Annotated in this window: 15 protein-coding genes; 7 read left to right on the top strand and 8 right to left on the bottom strand. The window is 62.6% G+C overall.

Annotation, left to right across the window (positions count from 1 at the left end):
• Nucleotide 1 precedes the first annotated feature (1 nt).
• The 4 genes from ACJRW5_RS09090 to ACJRW5_RS09075 form a co-directional block, all read right to left on the bottom strand.
• A complete protein-coding gene (locus ACJRW5_RS09090) occupies nucleotides 2–3,094 on the bottom strand; it encodes an MdtB/MuxB family multidrug efflux RND transporter permease subunit (RefSeq protein ID WP_484570194.1) in 3,093 nt (1,030 codons plus the stop codon).
• A complete protein-coding gene (locus ACJRW5_RS09085) occupies nucleotides 3,091–4,320 on the bottom strand; it encodes an MdtA/MuxA family multidrug efflux RND transporter periplasmic adaptor subunit (RefSeq protein WP_484570193.1) in 1,230 nt (409 codons plus the stop codon). Before ACJRW5_RS09085 ends, ACJRW5_RS09090 begins: the two co-directional genes overlap by 4 nt.
• A gap of 162 nt (nucleotides 4,321–4,482) precedes the next feature.
• A complete protein-coding gene (gene tpx / locus ACJRW5_RS09080) occupies nucleotides 4,483–4,983 on the bottom strand; it encodes a thiol peroxidase (protein ID WP_484570192.1) in 501 nt (166 codons plus the stop codon).
• Between the two features lie 98 nt (nucleotides 4,984–5,081).
• On the bottom strand, nucleotides 5,082–5,972 hold the full coding sequence (locus tag ACJRW5_RS09075; RefSeq protein ID WP_484570191.1) for a LysR family transcriptional regulator: 891 nt from the start codon (nucleotides 5,970–5,972) through the stop codon (nucleotides 5,082–5,084).
• 134 nt (nucleotides 5,973–6,106) lie between these two features.
• Here ACJRW5_RS09075 and ACJRW5_RS09070 point away from each other — a divergent pair, with 134 nt between their 5' ends.
• Genes ACJRW5_RS09070 through ACJRW5_RS09060 form a run of 3 tightly spaced genes read left to right on the top strand, consistent with a single transcriptional unit; the run spans nucleotide 6,107 to nucleotide 8,866 of the window.
• A complete protein-coding gene (locus ACJRW5_RS09070) occupies nucleotides 6,107–7,309 on the top strand; it encodes an MFS transporter (RefSeq protein ID WP_484570190.1) in 1,203 nt (400 codons plus the stop codon).
• Nucleotides 7,310–7,322: 13 nt separating this feature from the next.
• Nucleotides 7,323–8,417 carry an alpha/beta hydrolase gene (locus ACJRW5_RS09065; protein WP_484570189.1) on the top strand — a complete coding sequence of 365 codons (1,095 nt, stop codon included), beginning with the start codon at nucleotides 7,323–7,325 and terminating at the stop codon, nucleotides 8,415–8,417.
• The gene (locus ACJRW5_RS09060) at nucleotides 8,414–8,866 is read left to right on the top strand and encodes a cyclophilin-like fold protein (protein ID WP_484570188.1); all 453 of its coding nucleotides are present in this window, start codon (nucleotides 8,414–8,416) and stop codon (nucleotides 8,864–8,866) included. The genes ACJRW5_RS09065 and ACJRW5_RS09060 overlap by 4 nt, the downstream gene beginning before the upstream one ends.
• Before the next feature lie 4 nt (nucleotides 8,867–8,870).
• Here the strand turns inward: ACJRW5_RS09060 and ACJRW5_RS09055 are convergent, their stop codons facing one another.
• The 3 genes from ACJRW5_RS09055 to ACJRW5_RS09045 all read right to left on the bottom strand — a co-directional run bounded on the left by ACJRW5_RS09055 (nucleotide 8,871) and on the right by ACJRW5_RS09045 (nucleotide 14,988).
• Nucleotides 8,871–12,551, bottom strand: a complete 3,681-nt coding sequence (locus ACJRW5_RS09055; protein ID WP_484570187.1) for a translocation/assembly module TamB domain-containing protein — start codon at nucleotides 12,549–12,551, stop codon at nucleotides 8,871–8,873.
• On the bottom strand, nucleotides 12,548–14,275 hold the full coding sequence (locus tag ACJRW5_RS09050) for an autotransporter assembly complex protein TamA (protein WP_484570186.1): 1,728 nt from the start codon (nucleotides 14,273–14,275) through the stop codon (nucleotides 12,548–12,550). The genes ACJRW5_RS09055 and ACJRW5_RS09050 overlap by 4 nt, the downstream gene beginning before the upstream one ends.
• A 68-nt stretch (nucleotides 14,276–14,343) precedes the next feature.
• The gene (locus tag ACJRW5_RS09045) at nucleotides 14,344–14,988 is read right to left on the bottom strand and encodes a GNAT family N-acetyltransferase (protein WP_484570185.1); all 645 of its coding nucleotides are present in this window, start codon (nucleotides 14,986–14,988) and stop codon (nucleotides 14,344–14,346) included.
• Between the two features lie 121 nt (nucleotides 14,989–15,109).
• On the opposite strand from ACJRW5_RS09045, the gene xthA reads away from it, so the two are divergent.
• The 4 genes from xthA to ACJRW5_RS09025 all read left to right on the top strand — a co-directional run bounded on the left by xthA (nucleotide 15,110) and on the right by ACJRW5_RS09025 (nucleotide 18,740).
• On the top strand, nucleotides 15,110–15,922 hold the full coding sequence (gene xthA / locus ACJRW5_RS09040; RefSeq protein WP_484570184.1) for an exodeoxyribonuclease III: 813 nt from the start codon (nucleotides 15,110–15,112) through the stop codon (nucleotides 15,920–15,922).
• A 96-nt stretch (nucleotides 15,923–16,018) separates the two neighbouring features.
• A complete protein-coding gene (locus tag ACJRW5_RS09035) occupies nucleotides 16,019–17,401 on the top strand; it encodes a substrate-binding domain-containing protein (protein WP_484570183.1) in 1,383 nt (460 codons plus the stop codon).
• A 160-nt stretch (nucleotides 17,402–17,561) separates the two neighbouring features.
• On the top strand, nucleotides 17,562–18,548 hold the full coding sequence (locus ACJRW5_RS09030) for a TerC family protein (protein WP_484570182.1): 987 nt from the start codon (nucleotides 17,562–17,564) through the stop codon (nucleotides 18,546–18,548).
• A gap of 12 nt (nucleotides 18,549–18,560) precedes the next feature.
• The gene (locus ACJRW5_RS09025) at nucleotides 18,561–18,740 is read left to right on the top strand and encodes a hypothetical protein (protein ID WP_484570181.1); all 180 of its coding nucleotides are present in this window, start codon (nucleotides 18,561–18,563) and stop codon (nucleotides 18,738–18,740) included.
• Between the two features lie 817 nt (nucleotides 18,741–19,557).
• Here ACJRW5_RS09025 and ACJRW5_RS09020 read toward each other — a convergent pair.
• Nucleotides 19,558–20,787 (bottom strand): acyl-CoA dehydrogenase, encoded by a 1,230-nt coding sequence (locus ACJRW5_RS09020; RefSeq protein WP_484570180.1) that lies wholly within the window; start codon nucleotides 20,785–20,787, stop codon nucleotides 19,558–19,560.
• Nucleotides 20,788–20,921: the final 134 nt, after the last annotated feature.

Raw genomic sequence — 20,921 nt, 5'->3', positions numbered from 1 at the left:
GTCATACCGCCACCCCTGCTGCGCTACGTCCCGTCGCCCGACGCGACATACGATCGAACCACAGGTAGATCACCGGCGTGGTGAACAGCGTCAGTACCTGGCTGACCAGCAGGCCGCCGACCATTACCAGGCCCAGCGGCTGACGCAGCTCGGCGCCGGAACCCGAGGCCAGCATCAGTGGGATGGCGCCGAAAAGCGCAGCCAATGTGGTCATCAGAATCGGCCGGAAGCGCAGCAACGCCGCCTGGTAAATCGCCTCCTGCGGCGCCATGCCCTGGTTGCGCTCAGCCTCCAGAGCGAAATCGATCATCATGATCGCGTTCTTCTTGACGATCCCGATCAGCAGGATGATGCCGATGATGGCGATCAGGCCCAGGTCGTTACCCGTCAGCAGCAGCGCCAGCAAGGCACCGACACCGGCTGAAGGCAGTGTGGAGAGAATGGTGATCGGATGGATGTAGCTCTCGTAGAGCACACCGAGCACGATGTACATGGTGACGATGGCCGCCAGGATCAGCAGCAAAGTGGATGACAGCGAAGCACGAAATGCTTCTGCAGCACCCTGGAACTGCGTATTGATGCCACCTGGCAGGCCGATTTCCTGCTCGACCTGTTCGATCACGGCCACCGCCTCGCCCAGAGAAACGCCCGGAGCCAGGTTGAATGACAGGGTCACTGCGGGGAACTGACCGATGTGGTTGATCAGCAGACTGGCCGGGCGCTCTTCGATGTGCGCCAGAGACGACAGCGGTACCTGCGCCCCTTCGCTGGTCGAGACATGGATCTGGCGCAGTGCAGCCAGGCCGATGCGCCCACCGTCACGGCTTTCCAGCACCACGCGGTACTGGCTGGCCTGGGTGTAGATGGTGCTGATCTGGCGCTGGCCGAAGGCATCGTACAGCGCATCGTCGATATCGCCGACGCTGATACCCAGGCGTGCGGCGGCGTCGCGGTCGATATCCAGGTACACCTGCAAACCGCGGTTCTGCAGGTCACTGGCGACATCGGTCAGTTCCGGCTGCTCGCGCAGCGCTTCGACCAGGCGCGGCGTCCAGGTTTCCAGCAGTTCGTTATCCGGCGACTCGAGGGTGAACTGGAACTGGGTACGGCTGATGCGATCTTCGATGGTCAGGTCCTGCACCGGCTGCATGTACAGCTCGATACCGGGAATCTGCGCCAGTTCCGGCCGCAGTCGCTCGATCACCTGGCTGGCCGTGACGTCGCGCTCGGCATGGGTTTTCAGGTTGATCAGCAGCCGGCCGCTGTTGAGCGTCGGGTTGTCGCCATCGACGCCAATGGACGACGACAGGCTGGCCACCGCCGGATCACGCAGGATGACATCGGCCAGGCGTTGCTGACGCTCGCTCATGGCGCTGAAGGAAACCGACTGCGGCGCCTCGGAAATGCCCTGGATCACGCCGGTGTCCTGCACCGGGAAGAACCCCTTGGGCACTGCCAGATAGAGCAGCACGGTCAAACCCAGGGTGGCGACCGCTATCAGGAGGGTCAACGGCTGATGGCGCAACACCCACTGCAGACCGACGCCATAGCGCTCGATCATGACGTCGATGAAGCCGCCAGCCAGATGGTAGAAGCGCCCTTCCTGCTCGGGCTTTTCCGCCTTGAGCAGGCGGGCGCACATCATCGGCGTCAGGGTCAGCGACACCACCAGGGAAATCAGGATGGCCACCGCCAGGGTAATGGCGAATTCGCGGAACAACCGCCCTACCACATCGGCCATGAATAGCAGCGGGATCAGCACGGCGATCAGCGACAGGGTCAGCGAGACCAGCGTGAAACCGATCTGCCTGGCGCCCTTGAGCGCTGCATTGAGCGGTGTCTCGCCCTCCTCCAGGTGACGGGCGATGTTCTCCAGCATGACGATGGCATCGTCGACCACGAAGCCGGTGGCGATGGTCAGCGCCATCAACGTCAGGTTGTTGATGGTGAATCCGGCCAGGTACATCACGCCGAAGGTACCGATCAGCGACAGCGGCACGACAATGGAAGGGATTATGGTTGCCGACAGTTTGCGCAGAAAAAGGAAGGTCACCATCACCACCAGCACGATGGCCAGCAGCAGTTCATGCTGTACGTCACGTACAGCGGCACGGATGGTCTGCGTGCGGTCGGTGAGCACCTTGACCTCGACACTCGCCGGCAGCCCTTCGGTCAGGTGCGGCAACAGCGTCTGGATGCGGTCGACCACGTCGATCACGTTGGCGCCCGGCTGACGCTGCACATTGACCAGCACCGCCTGGTTGCGGTTGGCCCAGGCGGCCAGACGCTCGTTCTCGGCACCATCGATGATCTCGGCGACGTCCTTCAGGCGCAGCGCGGCACCGTCCTGATAGCTGAGGATCAGCTCGCGGTATTCGTCCACCGACTTCAGCTGGTCGTTGGCGTCGAGCTGCGACACCCGCGTCGGCCCGTCGAAGTTGCCCTTGGGCTGATTGACGTTGCTCGCAGTGATCAGGCTGCGTACGTCGGCCAGGCTCAGGCCGTAGGCCGCCAGTGCCTCCGGGTTGACGCGAATGCGCACCGCCGGGCGTTGACCGCCAGCCAGGGTAACCAGGCCCACACCGCTGGTCTGCGCCAGTTTCTGCGCGAGACGCGTATCGACCAGGTCGTTGACCTGCGGCAGCGGCAAGGTCGCCGAGCTGACCGCCAGCGTCAGCACCGGCGTGTCCGCCGGATTGACCTTGTTGTACACCGGTGGCGACGGCAGATCGCCCGGCAGCAGGTTGCTTGCCGCATTGATCGCCGCCTGCACCTCCTGCTCGGCAACCGCCAGGGAGACGTCGAGGTTGAAGCGCAGGATGATCACCGACGCACCACCGGAGCTGGTCGAAGACATCTGCTTCAAGCCCGCCATCTGGCCGAACTGGCGCTCCAGCGGCGCGGTGACTGCACTGGTCATCACATCCGGGCTCGCCCCCGGATACAGCGTCATCACGCGGATGGTCGGGTAATCCACCTCCGGCAGCGCCGACACGGGCAAAAGGCGATAGGCGATCAAACCACTGAGGAAGATCGCCACCATCAACAGCGTGGTGGCGACCGGCCGCAGGATGAAGGGGCGCGAGATATTCATGCGTCGTTCCGCGGCTGCGCCTTGCCGGGTGCATCAGCGCGGGACGCGCCAGCCGCCTGCGCAGCTTGCGGATCGATCACCTCGACCGGGCTGCCATCGCGTAAACGGTCGGTGCCTTCCAGCACCAGGCGCTCGCCCGGCTGAACGCCGCCGGACACCAGACTGCGCTCGGCGTCGGCGGCAGCGATGGTGACCTGACGCACGCTCACCTTGTTATCACTGTCGACCACATAGACGAAGGTGCCCTGGGTACCGAACTGCACCGCTGCCGACGGGATGATGGTAGCGGCCTCGCGGGTTTCCACGCGCAGACGCACGTTGACGAACTGATTGGGGAAGAGCATCTGCTCGGCATTCTCGAAGCGGGCCTTGAGCTTGACCGTACCGGTGGCCGTATCGATCTGGTTGTCCAGGCTCTCCAGCACACCTTCGGCCAGCTTCAGACGCTCGCCGCGGTCCCAGGCCTCGACCACCAGCGCAGCGTCTTCACGGCGGCGCTGTAGCACGGCTGGGAGATCGCCTTCAGGAATGGTGAAGATCACCGCAATCGGATTGGCCTGGGTGATCACCACCAGCGGTGTGGTATCGCCGCCACTGACCAGGTTGCCGATATCCAGCTGACGCAAACCCAGGCGGCCGCCGATAGGTGCACGAATCTGGGTGAAGTCCAGGTTCAGTTTGGCCGTGGCCACATCCGCCTGATTGCTCTGCAGGCTGCCGCGGTACTGGTTGACCAGCGCCTGCTGGGTATCCAGGGTCTGCTTGGCGATGCTGTCTTCGGCGTAGAGCCCCTTGTAGCGCTGCAGATCCAGCTCGGCATTCTTCAGTTGCGCCTGGTTTTCCTGCAATGCCCCTTGCGCCTGCTGCAAGGCCACCTGGTAAGGACGCGGGTCGATCACCGCCAGCAGATCGCCGGCCTTGACCTGCTGCCCCTCCTCGAAGAGCACCTTGACCAGCTCGCCATCCACCCGTGAACGCACGTTGACGGTGTTGTAAGACGTCACAGTGCCAAGCGCCTTGAGCTCGATGGCGAAGTCGCCCTGCTCCACCGGTGCCACACGCACCGGCACCGGCCCCATGTCACCGAAACGGGCACGCCCCATTTGCTGGCCCTGTGGTTCGCTCGGCCAGAACCACCAGAGCAGTACCAACAGTACGGCGAGCAGGGCCAGGCCGATCAGCCATTGGCGGGAGAGATTCGAAGGGGACCGGGAAGCATTTGACATGGCAGGCGAGAAATCACTTTTGGTGGGAGTCGGAACGATAAGCACTGGCCCGCGTCAAGCAAAGCCTATTTACCCGCTTTTTACGCTCCCCTTACGTTACTAACTGTTTGAGGCATAAATAAAAACGGCCTGCAAGGCAGGCCGTTCGGCAATCCGCCGCGCTTATTTCAGCGCCGCGAGAGCAGCCGCATAGTCAGGCTCATTGGCGATCTCGGCGACCAGTTCGCTGTGCAGTACCTTGTCGTTCTCGTCCAGCACCACTACAGCACGGGCGGCCAGGCCAGTCAGCGGGCCGCTGGCGATGGCGACGCCATACTCCTTGAGGAAATCGGCGCCGCGCAGGGTGGACAGGTTGACCACGCTCTCCAGACCTTCTGCGCCGCAGAAACGTGCCTGGGCGAACGGCAGGTCGGCAGAGATGCACAGCACCACGGTGTTGGCCAGTTGGCCGGCTTCGGCGTTGAACTTGCGCACGGAGGCGGCACAGGTCGGCGTGTCTACGCTCGGGAAGATGTTCAGCACCTTGCGCTTGCCGGACAGGCTGGCCAGGGTGACGTCGCTCAGATCGCCTGCGACCAGGCTAAAGGCCGGCCCCTGCTGACCGGTCTGAGGCAGCTCGCCGTTCACTTGTACAGGGTTGCCCTTGAGAGTGACTTGGGCCATGCGAATATTCCTTCTGTTGGTGAGGTGAGGCAGTACGCCGGACACGCAGGATAGCCGTTGCGCGACGGAAATTGCAGCGCTGTTGCATGAGAATCGCCTTATCCCTCCCGCAGCGCATTGAGCACCAGCGAAAACGCCGGCGACGGTTGGCGCCGGCTGGGGTAGTACAGGTAATAACCCGGGAAGGGCTCACACCATTCATCCAGCACCCGCAGCAGGCGACCCTGTTCGATATGTGGGCCGAACTCCAGCTCAGGCAGGAAAGCGACGCCCAAACCCGCCAGCGCTGCATCGACGATATGGGTACTGGTGTTGAACACCAGTTGGCCGTCCACTCGCACGTTCTGCTGATGCCCGTCGCGGTCGAACTCCCAGACGTACAAGCCCCCCGCACTCTGCATGCGCATATTGATGCAGGTATGCCCAAGCAGATCCTGCGGTTTGCTCGGTTTCGGCCGCGTGGCGAAGTATTCCGGCGAAGCCACAGCCGCCATGCGCAACTGCGGCCCGATGGGCACGGCGATCATGTCCTTGTCGATGGTATCGCCCAGGCGCACGCCCGCATCGAAGCGGTCGGCGACGATATCGCGGAAACCGTAGTTGATATCGAACTCCAACTTGATATCGGGATACTCCCGGAGCAGCGGTGCCAGCTTGGGCAGCAGCGTCGAGCTGAGGATATGGTCGCCACAGGTGATGCGTACCGTACCGGCGGGCTTGTCGCGCAGCTCGGTCAGATCATCCAGCTCCGCCTCGATCTCGTCGAAACGGTGGCCAATGGCGTTGAGCAGTCGCTCCCCTGCTGCGGTGGGGGAAACGCTGCGTGTGGTGCGGGTCAGCAGGCGAATATCCAGGCGCGCCTCGAGCCCGCTGAGCGCCTGGCTCAGCGCCGACTGGGTAACACCCAATAGCGATGCCGCCCGGGTGAAACTGCCCTCACGGGCGATGGTAACGAAGTACAGGAGTTCGTTGAGGTTGTTTCTGGCCATGGCCAACTGTCTCACGGAACATTAATTAGCTGATCTTATAACCTTTTTAAGAATTGATTAGCTAATCAAAACGCCTGACAGCAGCGAAGATAGTACCGCCAAAACGGCATTCTTTTCGTTGTTCCGGATTGACGATGACTACCAGCACCACCTTCTCCCAGGCCCAGGAAAATTCTGGTTCCTGGAGCGGCGTATTTGCCCTGGCGGTATGCGCCTTTGCCTTGATCGCCTCAGAATTTCTACCCGTCAGCCTGCTGACTCCAATCGCCAGCGATTTGCAGGTCAGTGAAGGCATGGCCGGCCAGGGCCTCGCCATCTCCGGCGCCTTCGCCGTGCTTACCAGCCTGTTCATCAGCACACTGGCCGGCAACCTGGACCGCAAGTTACTGCTGCTTGGGCTGACTGCGGCCATGGGCCTTTCCGGGGCAATCGTCGCGCTGGCACCGGACTACTTCACCTACATGCTGGGCAGAGCCCTGATCGGCGTGGTGGTTGGCGGTTTCTGGTCCATGTCGGCCGCCACCGCCATGCGCCTGGTGCCCAAACAGGACGTGCCGCGCGCACTGGCCATCGTCAATGGCGGCAATGCCCTGGCCACAGTGCTGGCCGCACCACTGGGCGCCTGGTTGGGCACCGTCATTGGTTGGCGTGGCGCCTTCCTCTGTCTGGTGCCGATCGCATTGCTGGCTCTGGCCTGGCAGTGGCTCACACTGCCAGCGATGCCGGCAGTGAACAGTTCCCAAGGCAGGCGGAGTGCATTTCGTGTGTTCACCCTGCTCGGCCGCCCCGGCGTCTGGGCGGGGCTGCTCGCCAGCAGCCTGCTGTTCATGGGTCAATTCTCACTGTTCACCTACGTTCGCCCATTTCTCGAGTCTGTGACCGGTTTGCACGGCACGAGCATTTCGCTGGTGCTGCTGGTCATCGGCGTTGCCGGATTCATCGGCACACTGCTGATCGGCGGCCTGCTGCAACGGCGTTTCTATCCAACGCTGATTGCCGCCCCGCTGCTGATGGCGTCGATCGCCGCAGCCCTGGTGAGTTTCGGCGGCTGGGTCGCCATCGTGGTAGCGCTATTGGGCCTCTGGGGGCTGACAGCAACTTCGGCGCCAGTGGGCTGGTGGTCCTGGATCGCCAGAACCTTCCCGGACGACGCCGAAGCAGGTGGCGGCCTGTTCGTTGCCGTGGTGCAGCTTTCCATCGCCTTCGGGTCGACCCTCGGCGGCCTGCTGTTCGACCACAGCGGCTACCAGGTCACCTTCTTCGTCAGCGCTGCACTGCTGGTGGCGTGCGCCCTGCTCACGGTGCTGACGGCTCGCAAGCACAACGATTCCCCATAGAAACGGAGGTCACATGAGCGAAACCAGCAAGCCAACCGATAACTCCCGCCGCGAATTCATCCAGAGCGCAGCCCTTGCCGGCTCGGCAGCACTACTTGCCGGGCATTCGAGCCTGGCGCTGGCCACTACCAACGAGGAAACCGTCATGCAACTCACGCAGGAATGGGACAAGACCTTCCCCCTTAGCGAAAAAGTCAGCCATCGCAAAGTCACTTTCAGCAACCGCTACGGCATTACCCTGGCTGCCGACCTGTATGCGCCGAAGACATCCGGCGAGCAACGCTTGCCGGCTATCGTCGTCAGCGGCCCGTTCGGCGCAGTCAAGGAACAGTCCTCCGGTCTGTATGCGCAGACCCTGGCCGAACGCGGTTTCGTCACCCTGGCCTTTGATCCTTCCTACACTGGCGAAAGCAGCGGCGAACCGCGCAACATCGCCTCGCCGGACATCAACACCGAGGACTTCAGCGCTGCAGTGGACTTCATCGGCCTGTTGCCGCAGGTCGACCGCGAGCGCATCGGCGTCATCGGTATCTGCGGTTGGGGCGGCATGGCCCTGAATGCCGTCGCCGCGGACAAGCGCGTCAAGGCCGTGGTGGCCAGCACCATGTACGACATGACTCGTGTCATGTCCAAGGGCTACAACGACAGCGTGACGCTCGAACAGCGCACCCAGACCCTGGAGCAGCTGAGCCAGCAACGCTGGCAAGACGCGCAGAACGGCACACCGGCCTACGGCCCGGTATCGCTGGAGCTCAAAGGTGGTGAGCCGCAGTTCGTGGTGGAATATGCCGGGTACTACAAGACCCCGCGCGGCTTCCACCCGCGTGCAGTCAACTCCAACGGCGCATGGACGCTGACTACCCCGCTGTCGTTCATGAACATGCCGATCCTGAGCTATATCGAGGAAATCTCCCCACGCCCGGTACTGTTCGTCCATGGTGAAAATGCCCATTCACGCTACTTCAGCGAGACTGCCTACGCCGCCGCTGCCGAACCCAAGGAGCTGTTGATCGTCCCGGGCGCCAATCACGTTGACCTGTACGATCAAATGGACAAGATTCCCTTCGAGCGCATTAGCGGTTTCTTCAGCGAACACTTGCAGAAATGAAGACGTTTCGCACAACGGGCAGGCAACTGCCCTTTCTCAACGCAGTCCTGGCGCTGATCATCAGCGCCACGGCCCAAGGCAGCGAAGACGAACAGACCATGCACAACATCCGCATCACGCTTGGCGATCAGATCGTCGCCATCAGCCTCGACGACAGCCCGGCCAGTCGCGATTTTCTCGCCCAGCTGCCGCTTAACCTGGACCTCGAGGACTACTCCGCGACCGAGAAGATCGCCTACCTGCCGAAGAAGCTTTCCACCAGCGAGGCACCCGCCGGCATCACGCCGAAAGTCGGTGACGTCACTTATTACGCACCTTGGGGCAACCTCGCCATCTTCTACAAAGACTTCAGTTACTCACGCGGCCTGATCAAGCTCGGGCAGATCACCAGCGGCCTGGAACATCTGCGCTATCCAGGGGCAAAGCAGGCGCTGATCGAGCGCGACTGATCATCTAGAAATCCCGCCGATAGAACAGATCCAGCGAGCTGGCCAGGCCGCTGGCTGCCTCGAGATACAGACGACGGGTCAGCTCGTAGCGTAGAGCGATGGTGTTAGCTGGCTCGAATACTCCAACCCCGTAGCGCAGGCTGAGTCGATCCGTGATATTGCCGGTAGCCACTACGCTGGTGGTCACGCCACTGCCTTCGGTATCCAGTTGGAAATCCTGAATACCCAGACTGCTGGCCAAGCTGGTGGTCAGTGAACTGCTGCCGGCCAGGCCGAGCGCCAGAGCAGCCTGGCCGAGCATATTGTTGTCACCACTGCCTTGCCCCAGTGGCCGCCCCAGCACCAGGTAGGACAATGCCTGCTCCTGACTCATGGCCGGCTCGGCGAATACCGTGGTACTCGGTTGCTCGGCATTGCCGGACAGGCGAATCCCGGCGACGACGTTGTCCACACGGCGAATCGCCTCGACATCCAGGAAGGGTTGATCGATCGGTCCGGTGAACAGCAGGCGTGCACGGCGGATGGTCAGGCGCTGTCCGTAAGCACGATAGCGGCCGTTGACCAGATCCAGCTCGCCACGAGTGTCCATGTCATCGCCTATGTGCACGCGCCCACGCAGGTCGGCAGTCAGGCCAAAGCCGCTGAAAGCGAGTTTGTCCTGCCCGACCTCGACATCGATATCCATGGCGATGCCCATGCCCTGCTCGACTTCGGGCTCCTCGCGACCGACCACTCGGGCATCACCAGAAAGTTTCACCGTCGACGGCGGCAGCTCACGCACGCTGATCAAGCCGCGCGGCACACCGACCTTACCGCTGACGGCCAGTCGCTCTGCGCTCAAGCGGACTTGCAGATCGGGCTCGACCTCCAGCTCGGCATAAGGCTCCACGTTGACCGGTAAACGCCGCCCCTGCAGGGCAAGGTCGGCGCTCAGCCCGTCGGTCCAGTTCAACTGTCCGTTCAGGCTGCCGGTACCCTGCTCGCCGCTACGCCAGTCTGCGGATATCCGCAGCTGTTCGCCGGCGATCAATGCCTGCAGCTGCAAGTCCTCCAGGCTTACCGGCAGCTCGCTGCCGGACAGCTCGCCGCCATCCAGACGTAACTGGCCATTGATCTGTGGCGCCAGCAGATCACCGGACAGACTGCCGCCGCCCTGCAGTTTGCCTTCGAGCTTTTCGGCCATGGGCACGAAGGGGCGCAGCACCGCCAGATCGAAACCGCTCAGACGAAACTCGCCATCGACCGGCTTGCGCTGCCCTCGTGGGTCGATACGCGCCTGCAGCGACAGCTCACCGAGGCTGCTGCTGGAGAAAAGCAGTTGGTTGTCCACCCGCTGAGGTCGCAGGCTGCTCTGCAGGCGCAGACTGTCATAGGGGAAGTCCAGCCATTGCTCCTGCTCAGGCTGACGAATACGCAGGGTGCCGGCGCCAGCATCGAGGACGATCTGGCCGCTGGGACCGCTATCGGGTAACTCGACCTTCAACTCACCGCTAAGACTGCCCTGCCAGGCAAAGTCATCGGGCAACCAGGGTTGCAGGCTGGCCAGCGGGAAATTTTGCAGACGCCAGTCCAGGCTGGGCTGCGGCATGAGTCGCTGTTGCCCCCCGCAAAGACTGGCTTCAGCAGATTGCCAGCAATGCGCGCCCAGGTTCAGCCGGCCGCTGGCCAGACGCTCCAGGCTCGCGGCCTGTTGCAACTGCCAATCCTGCCCGCCGCTGCGAATGCGACCGCTGGCAATACGCCCGCGCCAGTCACCCTGCTCGCCCAGGTTGCCGTCCAATGCCAGCGCCAGTTGCAGCAGCGGGCCCTGCAGGTCGATATCCAGCGCCTGCTGACGCTGGTCACCCCGGCCCTCGGCCTGCAGGCGACCGATATAGGTATCACCAATGCGGATACCGCGCAGGTTCAGATCAAGGCGTGCCTGCTGGCGGGCATCCAGTGTCGCGTCCAGCTGCAGACGACGCAGGCTGGGGTCGCCGAAAGCCAGGCGCTCACCGCTCAAGGCCAATTGCCCCTGCGGCGCCTGCAGGCTGCCAGCCAGCGATAGCTGGCCTTGCATCTGGCCCTGCAAGCCTGGCCAGAGTTGCCCCAGCCGTGGCAAGGCCAGTTCCAACTGACCGCGCAACTGCTGATCCAGCGCGCCCTGGCCGCTGACCCGATTGTCGCCAAGGCGCACCAGCAACCGCTGCAACTGCCATTGTTCGCCAGCACCGCTGCCCTGCACCTGCAACTGCGCCGGTTGGCCACGCAGGCGGCCGCTGAGATCGATATCGGCCTCGGCCTGCAGTGCGCCCGCGTTGAGACTGCCGGAAGTGTTCAGCGGCCCCGCCAGGTTGCCCGGCATTTCCGCCAGCCAGTAGCCTGGGTCGAGGGCGCTGAGCTGCAGCATTGCCCGCCAGTCGATCCCCTCGGCGAAGCCGAGCTTGAGCACACCTTCGGCCCGCCCCTGGCCTGCGACCAGCTGCAGCTGCGGCAGGCTGACCTGGCCGAGGTCGCCGCTGACCGGGCTGCTCAGGCTGAACGCACCGGCAGGCCCCCGCAGCTCTGCGGCGAAATTGCCCAAATAGTTGCCGCCGCTGTAGCTGACTTCCGCCTGCATCCTGTCCAGCGCAACCGGCAGCGGCTCTTCCAGCGGATAGAGCCGCTGCCAGGGAAAATCCTGCCAATCCAGTTGCGCATCGGCGCTGAAGGTTTCGCTCCAGGCCAGTTTGCCCGTCATCTGCAGGTGCTGCTCTTCGGCCTGGATGCGCAGCAAATCGATATCCGCGCCGACTGCATCGACGCGCCCACTCAACTGCAGCGGCATCGCTGCCTGCTCGGCAGGCAGCGTGGCGCTGCCTTCGACACGATAGCCGGCAGCGAGGTCGCCACTGGCGTGCAGTTGCACATCCTGCAGATGCAGGGTTTCGGGCAGCGCGCTGCTGGCCTGGAAATCGCGGCTGCTAAGACGCAGTTCGGCCGGCACATGTTCGGCCAAGGCCTGCACCTTGCCTTGCAGGCGCGCATTCAGATAACCACTGCTATCGGCCTGGAGCTCCAGGCTGCGCTGCAGCTCACCGCCGACCTGCAGCGCCACTTGCCAGGGTTTTCCATCGACTTCCGGCAACTGCAGACGCCCGCTCAGTGCCAGCGGCCAGTCGCCCTGTGGTGTCAGCCGGCCGCTGACGTCCAGTCGCAGATCATCACGCTGCAGCGCCAGGCGCTGCAGATCCACCCCCTGCTCGTTCCAGCTGGCGATCAGTTGCAGGTCACTCAATTGCGCCTGGCCGTCCAGCGTCAGTCCACCCAGACGGATGTCGCCCAACTGCAGGCGCAGCGGCAGTTGTAAGCCTGGCAGCGTGAGGGGCTCATCGCCAGCGGCCTCGCTGTCAGGCAACGTCAGTGCGGCCTGAGTGACATGTACACGATCGAGACACAAGGTCAGGCGCAGCAGACAGGACGGCGACCAGGCCATGCTTGCCTGCTGCAGCTCAAGGTCCAGTCCGTCCTGTTGCCAGCGCAGTGCATCGGCTTGCCAGGTGCTCCCGAGACGGCCGCTGAAGTTATCCACCTGCAGGCCCGGCACCTGCGCCAGCAACCAACGACTACCCGCTTGAGTGCCGAGCAGGCCCGACAACGCAAGGCCGATCATCAGCACCAGGCTCAGCAACGCAAGTACGAGCCGTTGCAACGAGCGCCGGATCATAGTTCAGGCCCCATGGAGAAATGCAGGCGCACCCCGCCGTCATCATCCAGCGCATGGGCCAGGTCCAGGCGCAACGGCCCTACCGGCGAAACCCAGCGCACACCAAAGCCGACGCCGGTCTTGAGCGAGGGGAATTCCAGCGAGTTGAACGAGTTGCCCTGATCGATGAAGGTTGCCAGCCGCCACTTATCGGTAAGGCTGTACTGATACTCGACACTCGCGGCGAGCAGATAACGCCCACCGATCTTGTCGCCCTGGTTGTTTTCCGGCGACAGGGTCTGATAGTCGTAACCCCGTACGCTCTGATCACCACCGGCGAAGAAGCGCAGTGATGGCGGCACCGCCGAGAAGCCGTTGGTTTCGGTACCGCCGAACTGCACGCGGCCGAGCAGACGGTGATTATCGAATACAGTGGTCAGCCCCTTGAGCATGACGTTGCCGTGCAACACATTGGCATCGGAAAGCACGCCGTCGACGGCGCCACGCAGATCGAACTGCACACGGTAGCCTTGATTGGGATCGAGCCGATTGTCGCTGCGCAGCAGTGAATAGCTGACGCCCGGCATCAGCAAGGTACTCAGGCCGGAGTCGTCGCCCAGACGATACTCCTCGCGCTGCCACTTGACCGAAAGCACGCGCTGCCAGCCGCCCGCACGCTGGCTGTGCCACTCGGGGCCGACGGTGAGCAGACGGCTGAGGCTGTCGTTGCTGGCCAACTCTTCGTACTGATAGCCGCCAGCCAGGCGCAGCTTGTCGGTCAGCGGCGGGTCGCCGGGAATGTCGTACCACAGGCCAACGTTTTGCCGTGGAGCGGACAGCTCGCTTTCGATCCCGTAACTATGCCCTTGCGGATTACGCCAGTGGCGCGTCCAGTTGGCACGCAGACGTGGCCCCACATCGGTGGAGAACCCAAGCCCTAGGCCCATGGTCCGCGGTTTTCGAGCCTGCAGGGCGACAGACACAGGAATGCGTTGCCGATCGGCCTGCGTGGGGATGGCATCGACCCGTACCGACTCGAAATAGCCACTGGACTGCAGCGCCTGGTAGAGCTCAGCGATCAGCTCGGAGTCATAAGGCGTGTCCGCCTTGAAGGGTGCCATGCGCCGCAGCAGATCGTCGTCGAACGGAAAATCACCATTGAAGCTGATGTCGCCCAGGCTGTAGCGCGGCCCACTGACATAGACCAGTTCGATATCGGCCACTCCGGCGGCCGGGTCGATTTCCAGTCGCTGGCGGGAGAAACGCCCGTCGAAGAAACCGTAGCGCGATGCCTGATTCTGGATCAGGCGCTTGGCATCTTCGTAGCGACCATGATTGAGCACAGCCCCGCTCTGCAGGCGACTGCTGCTGGGCACACGAAATGCGGCCAGTTCGCTGGCAGGGCCCTCGATACGGATATCGACGTTACGCAGCCGCACCCGCTCGCCAGGCTCGACCTCGAGGACCAAGCGCGGCGTTTCGCCCTCCTCGAGATGGCTACGTATGCGGGCCTGATAGTAGCCAAGCGCCTGCGCGGCCTTGTCGGCCTCGGACTCGGCGATACGCCGCAAGCGTCTTAACGACTGGATATCCTGCCCATCGAGACTGCCGACATAGCCTTCGATATTGGCCTTGAGAGCCGAATTATTCGGGGTGACTCTTACCTCCAGCTCGTTCGCGGCAAAAGCCCCCGAGCTGATCAGCAGCAGCGCCAGGCCGCGCCGAATATGTCCATATACACTCATGGCGGAGGATGCTACCACGGAGCAGAGCCTCCACCAGAGCAGTCGCGTGGCCGACAGACAGCTGGAGTTCAGGCGCTGACACGCACCACGGGCTGCGGATTGGGATGAAAGAATACGTGCTCGACCAGCGGGCCGATCGCCAGTTCACCGATCTCCTCGTAACCCTGGCGCTGGTAGAACTGCAGATGCCGGGCATTGCCGGTATCCAGCACCACCCCCTGTGAACCGCTGTCCTGGGCACACCAGTCGTGCAGTGCCTCGAGCAGTTGCTCACCGAGATGCTGGCCCTGGAACTCCGGATGAATCCCCATCAGCGGCAGCACATGGTAGGGGCCCGGGGGCAGGCAGGCGAGGACGGCGTCGTGGTAGTCGAGGTAGCGCCGGGTACAGCTGAAGCCGGTCGTCAGCAACATGCGCAGGCGCCAGGCCCAGCTTTCGGTGATATCGAGACGGCGCTGCGGCGGTGCGATCAGTGCTGCGCCGATCAGGCGGTCGTCGATCAACAGACCGATCGCCGGCAGGTCCTCGGCGAAATGCTGCTGCACCAGCTCGCGAATCGTCGCCCTTACGCGCTGGTCGAAGCCCGGTCGATCAGCTTCGAACAAATAGCCAAAGGTCGGCTCGTGACGATAGACATGATAGAGCAGCGAGCGAACCTCTCGGGCGTAACCACCATCGAGCATGCGCACTTCTGCGGGAGCGTTATGGGGCATGGCGGACCTCTGTGATTGGTGCGTCACAGGCAACTTAGCACCGCCCCGGAATGCACGCCAGGCGCTGGCCGCACGTGCAAGGGATCGGCTAGCATCACCTTTTGCCCAGGACTCGCTGCCCATGAAAATCGTTTCCTTCAATATCAATGGCCTGCGTGCGCGCCCTCATCAACTGCAAGCGCTGATCGAAAAACACCAGCCGGATGTGATCGGCCTGCAAGAAACCAAGGTCTCCGATGAGCAGTTCCCGGAAGCCGAAATCCGTCAGCTGGGCTACCACGTGCACTATCACGGGCAGAAAGGCCATTACGGTGTCGCCCTGCTCTCGCGCCAGGAGCCGTTGAGCCTGCACAAGGGCTTTCCCGGTGATGACGAGGAGGCTCAGCGTCGCTTCATCTATGGCACCTTTGCCGATGCCAACGGCAACCCCGTTACAGTGATGAACGGCTACTTTCCTCAAGGAGAAAGCCGCGACCATCCGGTCAAGTTCCCCGCCAAGCAGCGCTTTTACGCCGACCTGCAGCAGCTTCTGACGGAGCGTTTCGACCCGCAGCAGGCGCTGGTGGTGATGGGCGACATCAACATCAGCCCCGAGGACTGCGACATTGGCATCGGCGAGCCGAACCGTTTGCGCTGGCTGAAAACCGGCAAGTGCAGCTTCCTGCCGGAAGAGCGCGAGTGGTTGGCGACCTTGAAGAGCTGGGGATTGGTCGACAGCTTCCGCCAGTTGCACCCTGAAGTGAATGACCGCTTCAGCTGGTTCGACTACCGCAGCCGCGGCTTCGAGGACGAGCCCAAGCGCGGCCTGCGCATCGATGTGATCCTGGCCAGTCAGCCGCTGCAGGCACGCCTGAAGGAAGCCGGCATCGATTACGACCTGCGCGGCATGGAGAAACCTTCCGACCACGCCCCCATCTGGCTGGAGCTGGCCTGACATCGGTACAGCTGACGACCGCCATCGTCACATGACTGCAACCTTACTGACTTAATCTGCGCGGCACTTTCCCACCCACTAGAAGGTGCCTGCCGCATGCCGCGCGCCCTGTCTCAACTCGATCGCGACCTCTGGGGTCGCACACTGTCCCTGCTGCTCATCGGTTTCATCTGCTACGCCCTGCCCCTGTCGGTTTTCGCCGCGCTGCCTGCCTCTCAGGGCAATCAGCCGGTGCTGCGCATCCAGGGTTCCAACACCATTGGCGCGAAACTCGGCCCGGAGCTGGTCAAGGGCCTGTTCGAAGCCCAGGGACTGCGCGATATTCGTAGCGAATCCGGTGCCCGGGAGAACGAGCAGCGCGTAGTCGGTCGCCAGGCCGATGGTCGTAGCGTGATCGTCGAAGTGGCCGCTCACGGCTCAGGCACCGGCTTCGCCTCTCTGCAAAACGGCAGCACCGACCTGGCTGCTTCCTCGCGCCCGATCAAGGACGGCGAAGCGAGCAGCCTGGCCAATCTCGGCGATCTGCGCAGCCCGCAAAGCGAGCAGATCATCGCCATCGACGGTCTGGCGATCATCGTCCACCCAGCGAACCCGATCAGCGCCCTCAGTGTGGATCAGATCGCCCAACTGTTCTCCGGCGAAATCAGCGACTGGGCCGCCCTGGGCGGCAAGCCCGGCAAGGTGCAAGCGTACGCACGCGATGACAACTCCGGTACTTACGACACCTTCAAGGAGCTGGTCCTGGCACCGGGTGGGCGCGCACTGGCCGCGAACGCTCAGCGCTTCGAGTCCAGTAACGAACTGTCCGATCTGGTCAGCAAGGACCCCAACGGTATCGGTTTCATTGGCCTGCCCTACATTCGCCAAGCCAAGGCAGTCGCGGTGGCCGCAGGAAACTCTCAGCCAATGCTGCCAAGCACCACCCTGATCGCCACCGAGGATTACCCGCTGGCGCGCCGGCTGTTCATCTACAACGACCCGCACCTGGAGAACCCCTGGGCACGTGCCCTCATCGACTTCGCGCAAAGCCCCCGTGGCCAGGCGATCGTGGACGGCAGCGGTTTCATCGCACAAACCGTTCAGGCCGTGAAGGTCGCCCCGGACATGCAGATGCCCAGCAACTACCGCCAGCTCGCTGAGCAAGCCCAGCGCCTGTCGGTAAACTTTCGTTTTCAGGAAGGCAGCGCGACCCTGGACAACAAGGCCTATCGCGACCTGCAGCGGGTGCTGGATTACCTCAAGCAGCATGACAAGCTGAAAGACAAAGTCGTGCTGGTGGGCTTCGGCGACCCCAAGAGCGACCCGGAGCGCGCGGAGCTGCTGTCCAAGCTGCGGGCGATGGCCGTGCGCCGGGAACTGGCCAAACAGGGTGTGATGTTCCGTGAGATCACCGGTCTGGGAAGCGAGCTGCCGGTGGCGGCCAACGACCAGGACAGCGGCCGTATTCGCAATCGCCGCGTCGAGGTCTGGGTCTACTGACGACGAAAATAATCCTCGCCAGGGGGCTTGGCAGTTTCTCCGCGCGGCGTTAGCCTTTGCTCCGCGTGACGCCGGGCCCCTCTGGCGGTGAGTTCCTCACCGTGATGTCGGAGTCACTGAGTCGATTTCTTTCAACTCAGGCAGACATTAGGGAGGGCTCATGGACGCTCTACTTGCCTCTTTTTCATCCCCCATCTTCGGTACACCCGGCTGGTTCTGGCTGGCCTTTCTGCTACTGATCATCTTCCTGCTGGTACTCGACCTCGGCGTGCTGCATCGCGATCAACACGAGATCGAGATGCGCGAAAGCCTGCTGCTGTATTGCGGTTACTTCAGTATCGGTGTCGCCTTCGGCGGCTGGATCTGGTGGCAGCTCGGCGGCACCAAGGCCATGGAGTACTACACCGGTTTCCTCGTAGAGCAATCGCTGTCGATGGACAACGTCTTCGTCATGGCGATGATCCTCGGCTACTTCAACATCCCGCGTAAATACCAGCACCGCGTGCTGTTCTGGGGCATTCTCGGGGTCATCGTGCTGCGCGCGATCATGATCGGTCTGGGCACGGCACTGGTGCAGCAGTTCGACTGGATCCTCTACCTTTTCGGTGCCTTCCTTTTGTTCAGCGGCATCAAGATGCTGCGCAGCAACGACGAAGAAGCTCACCCGGACCTGGCGCAGAACCCGGTCATCCGTTTCGTGCGCAAGCACATTCGCGTCACCGACGACCTGCACGAAGGCCGTTTTCTGGTACGCATCAAGGATCAGCTCAGTGGCAAACCGCTGCTGTATGCCACGCCGCTGCTGCTGGCCCTGGTACTGATCGAGCTGGCGGATCTGGTATTTGCCGTCGACAGCGTGCCAGCGGTACTGGCCATCTCGCAGGATCCGTTTATCGTCTACACCTCGAACATCTTCGCCATTCTCGGCCTGCGTGCACTGTATTTCGCCCTGGCCGCGCTGATGCACCGCTTCATCTACCTCAAGTACGCCCTGGCGCTGGTGCTGATGTATATCGGTGGCAAGATCTTCCTGCATGACCTGATCAAGGTTCCCGCCCTGCTCTCGCTTGGCGTAACCTTGGCCCTGCTGGCCGGCGGTGTGGTGCTTTCCCTGCTCAAGACGCGCGACCAGAAGGCCATCGAATAAGCAGGAGTCGTGATGCCCGAAGTCTGCATAGAAGTCATCGAACGTCAGGGCCAGCGGCTCTGGCAAGTGAAACTCGGACGACGCGCATTGAACTTTCAGCAGGAGTCGGCTGCACGTGCCTTCGCCGCCCTGTTACATATGCGCCTGGGCTGGCTGGGCCAGGAGCAGCGCTCGGACGACAGACTGCCCTGATCTTGCAGGCATGAAAGAAGACTCTTCGTATTCTCGCGGGGAGGATACGCTTGACACCGGACTGGCAATTAAGTGTGAGCTGCCGGTATTGGAACCATCCGTTAGCGCGTCGTCTGATCTGAAGGGTTTCGCCCCTTACGGGCGAGTCACTTTCTCTTGCTTGCCCAAGAGAAAGTAACCAAAGAGAAGGGCACCCCGCCATCCGGCCCCGGCTACGCCGGGGTTCCCTCGTTCCATCAACGCTCCAGGGGCGCGCCACGAAGGGCCATCCCTGGCCCATCGTGGCTCTCGCGACATCCATGTCGCTCAACCCCTTCCACGGTGATTCCACTCGGCCTCCTGAAGGGGACTTGGGCGTCGCCTGCGTGATCGCTACCTAAAAACAGACGCCGCCGAGCTTAAGCCTGTGGAAATCTTGCAAGCTCGCGTCCCGGTCCCCTTCAGGAGGCCGAGCAGAGGTGTTGCGTAGGGGAGTGAGCCGCATGGATGCGGCGAAAGGCTTAATGGGCCATGGATGGCCCATGTAAGCCGCCCCCCGGAGCAGCGCCGGAGCGAGGGAAGTTTCGCGCAGCGAAACCCGAATGTCGGGGTGCCCTTCTTTGGCACACCTTTCTTGGGCAAGCAAGAAAGGTGTGGCGCCCGTAAGGGGCGCAACCCAAGCGCTCAGCGCACGCGGTAACGAATAGTGCTAAGCCAGTAAGCGACACGCACACAAACTTGCCAGTCCGGTCTCAACCCGCACTTTCCCCGAACTGTGCGAAGAACCAAAAGAAGAGGCCCGCACAAGCGGGCCTCTTCTTTATATGGAGCCGCTGCATCAGCGACTGGCTTTCATCACGTCACGGGGTACGTACTTGCCGATCTCGTATTTGCCAATGGCGGCGCGATGCACCTCATCCGGGCCGTCGGCCAGGCGCAAGGTACGTTGCATGGCGTACCAGTAGGCCAGCGGGAAGTCGTTGGACACTCCGGCGCCACCGTGCATCTGGATAGCCCGGTCGATCACCTTGAGCGCGACGTTGGGCGCAACCACCTTGATCTGGGCGATTTCGCTGGCAGCGATCTTGTTGCCGACGGTATCCATCATGTAGGCGGCGTTCAGCGTCAGCAGGCGCGCCTGGTTGATCTCCATGCGCGAATCGGCGATGTGGTCGATGTTGCCCCCCAGGCGCGCCAGCGGCTTGCCAAAGGCGGAGCGACTCACCGCGCGCTTGCACATCAGCTCCAGGGCGCGCTCGGCCATGCCGATCGAACGCATGCAGTGGTGGATACGGCCCGGGCCAAGGCGGCCCTGAGCGATCTCGAAGCCACGCCCCTCACCCAGTAGCACGTTCTCATACGGTACCCGGACATTTTCGAACAGCACCTCGGCATGGCCATGCGGCGCATCGTCGTAGCCGAACACCGGTAGTGGGCGCAGCACACTGACACCAGGCGCATCCATCGGCACCAGGATCATCGAGTGCTGCTGGTGGCGCGGTGCGTCCGGATTGGTCAGGCCCATGAAGATCATCACTTTGCAGCGTGGGTCGCAGGCACCGGAAGTCCACCACTTGCGACCGTTGATGACCCACTCATCACCTTCGCGACGGGCGTTGGCCTGCATATTGGTGGCATCCGACGAGGCCACGCCTGGCTCGGTCATGGCGAAGGCAGAACGAATCTCCCCGGACAGCAGCGGCTCCAGCCAACGCTGTTTCTGCGCTTCATTGGCGTAACGCACCAGCACTTCCATATTGCCCGTATCGGGTGCAGCGCAGTTGAACGGCTCCGGCCCAATCAGCGAACGGCCCATGATTTCCGCTAGTGGCGCGTACTCGGTGTTGGTCAGACCGGCACCGTAGTCCGATTCGGGTAGGAACAGGTTCCACAGTCCCTCGGCTTTGGCCTTGCGCTTCAGTTCTTCCATGATCGCGGTCGGCTGCCAGCGGTCGCCCTCGGCCACCTGCTGCTCGAACACCGCTTCGGCCGGATAGACGTGCGCTTCCATGAACGCGGTGACGCGCTCACGCAGCTCTTGAACCTTCGGGGAATAGGCGAAATCCATGGAGATACCTTCTGACGGGTCGGTTTGTGACAAAGGGTGTGACGTTGTGGAAATGATGCTAGAACAGCGCTTAAGATTTATCGAACCTATTTTCAGCGTGTATGAACATTCATAACCGATATATGATCGGCCAA

The sequence above is a fragment of the Pseudomonas pichavaramensis genome, assembly GCF_050473265.1.
GTDB lineage: Bacteria > Pseudomonadota > Gammaproteobacteria > Pseudomonadales > Pseudomonadaceae > Aquipseudomonas.
This window is presented reverse-complemented; position numbering and strand designations above follow the sequence as displayed.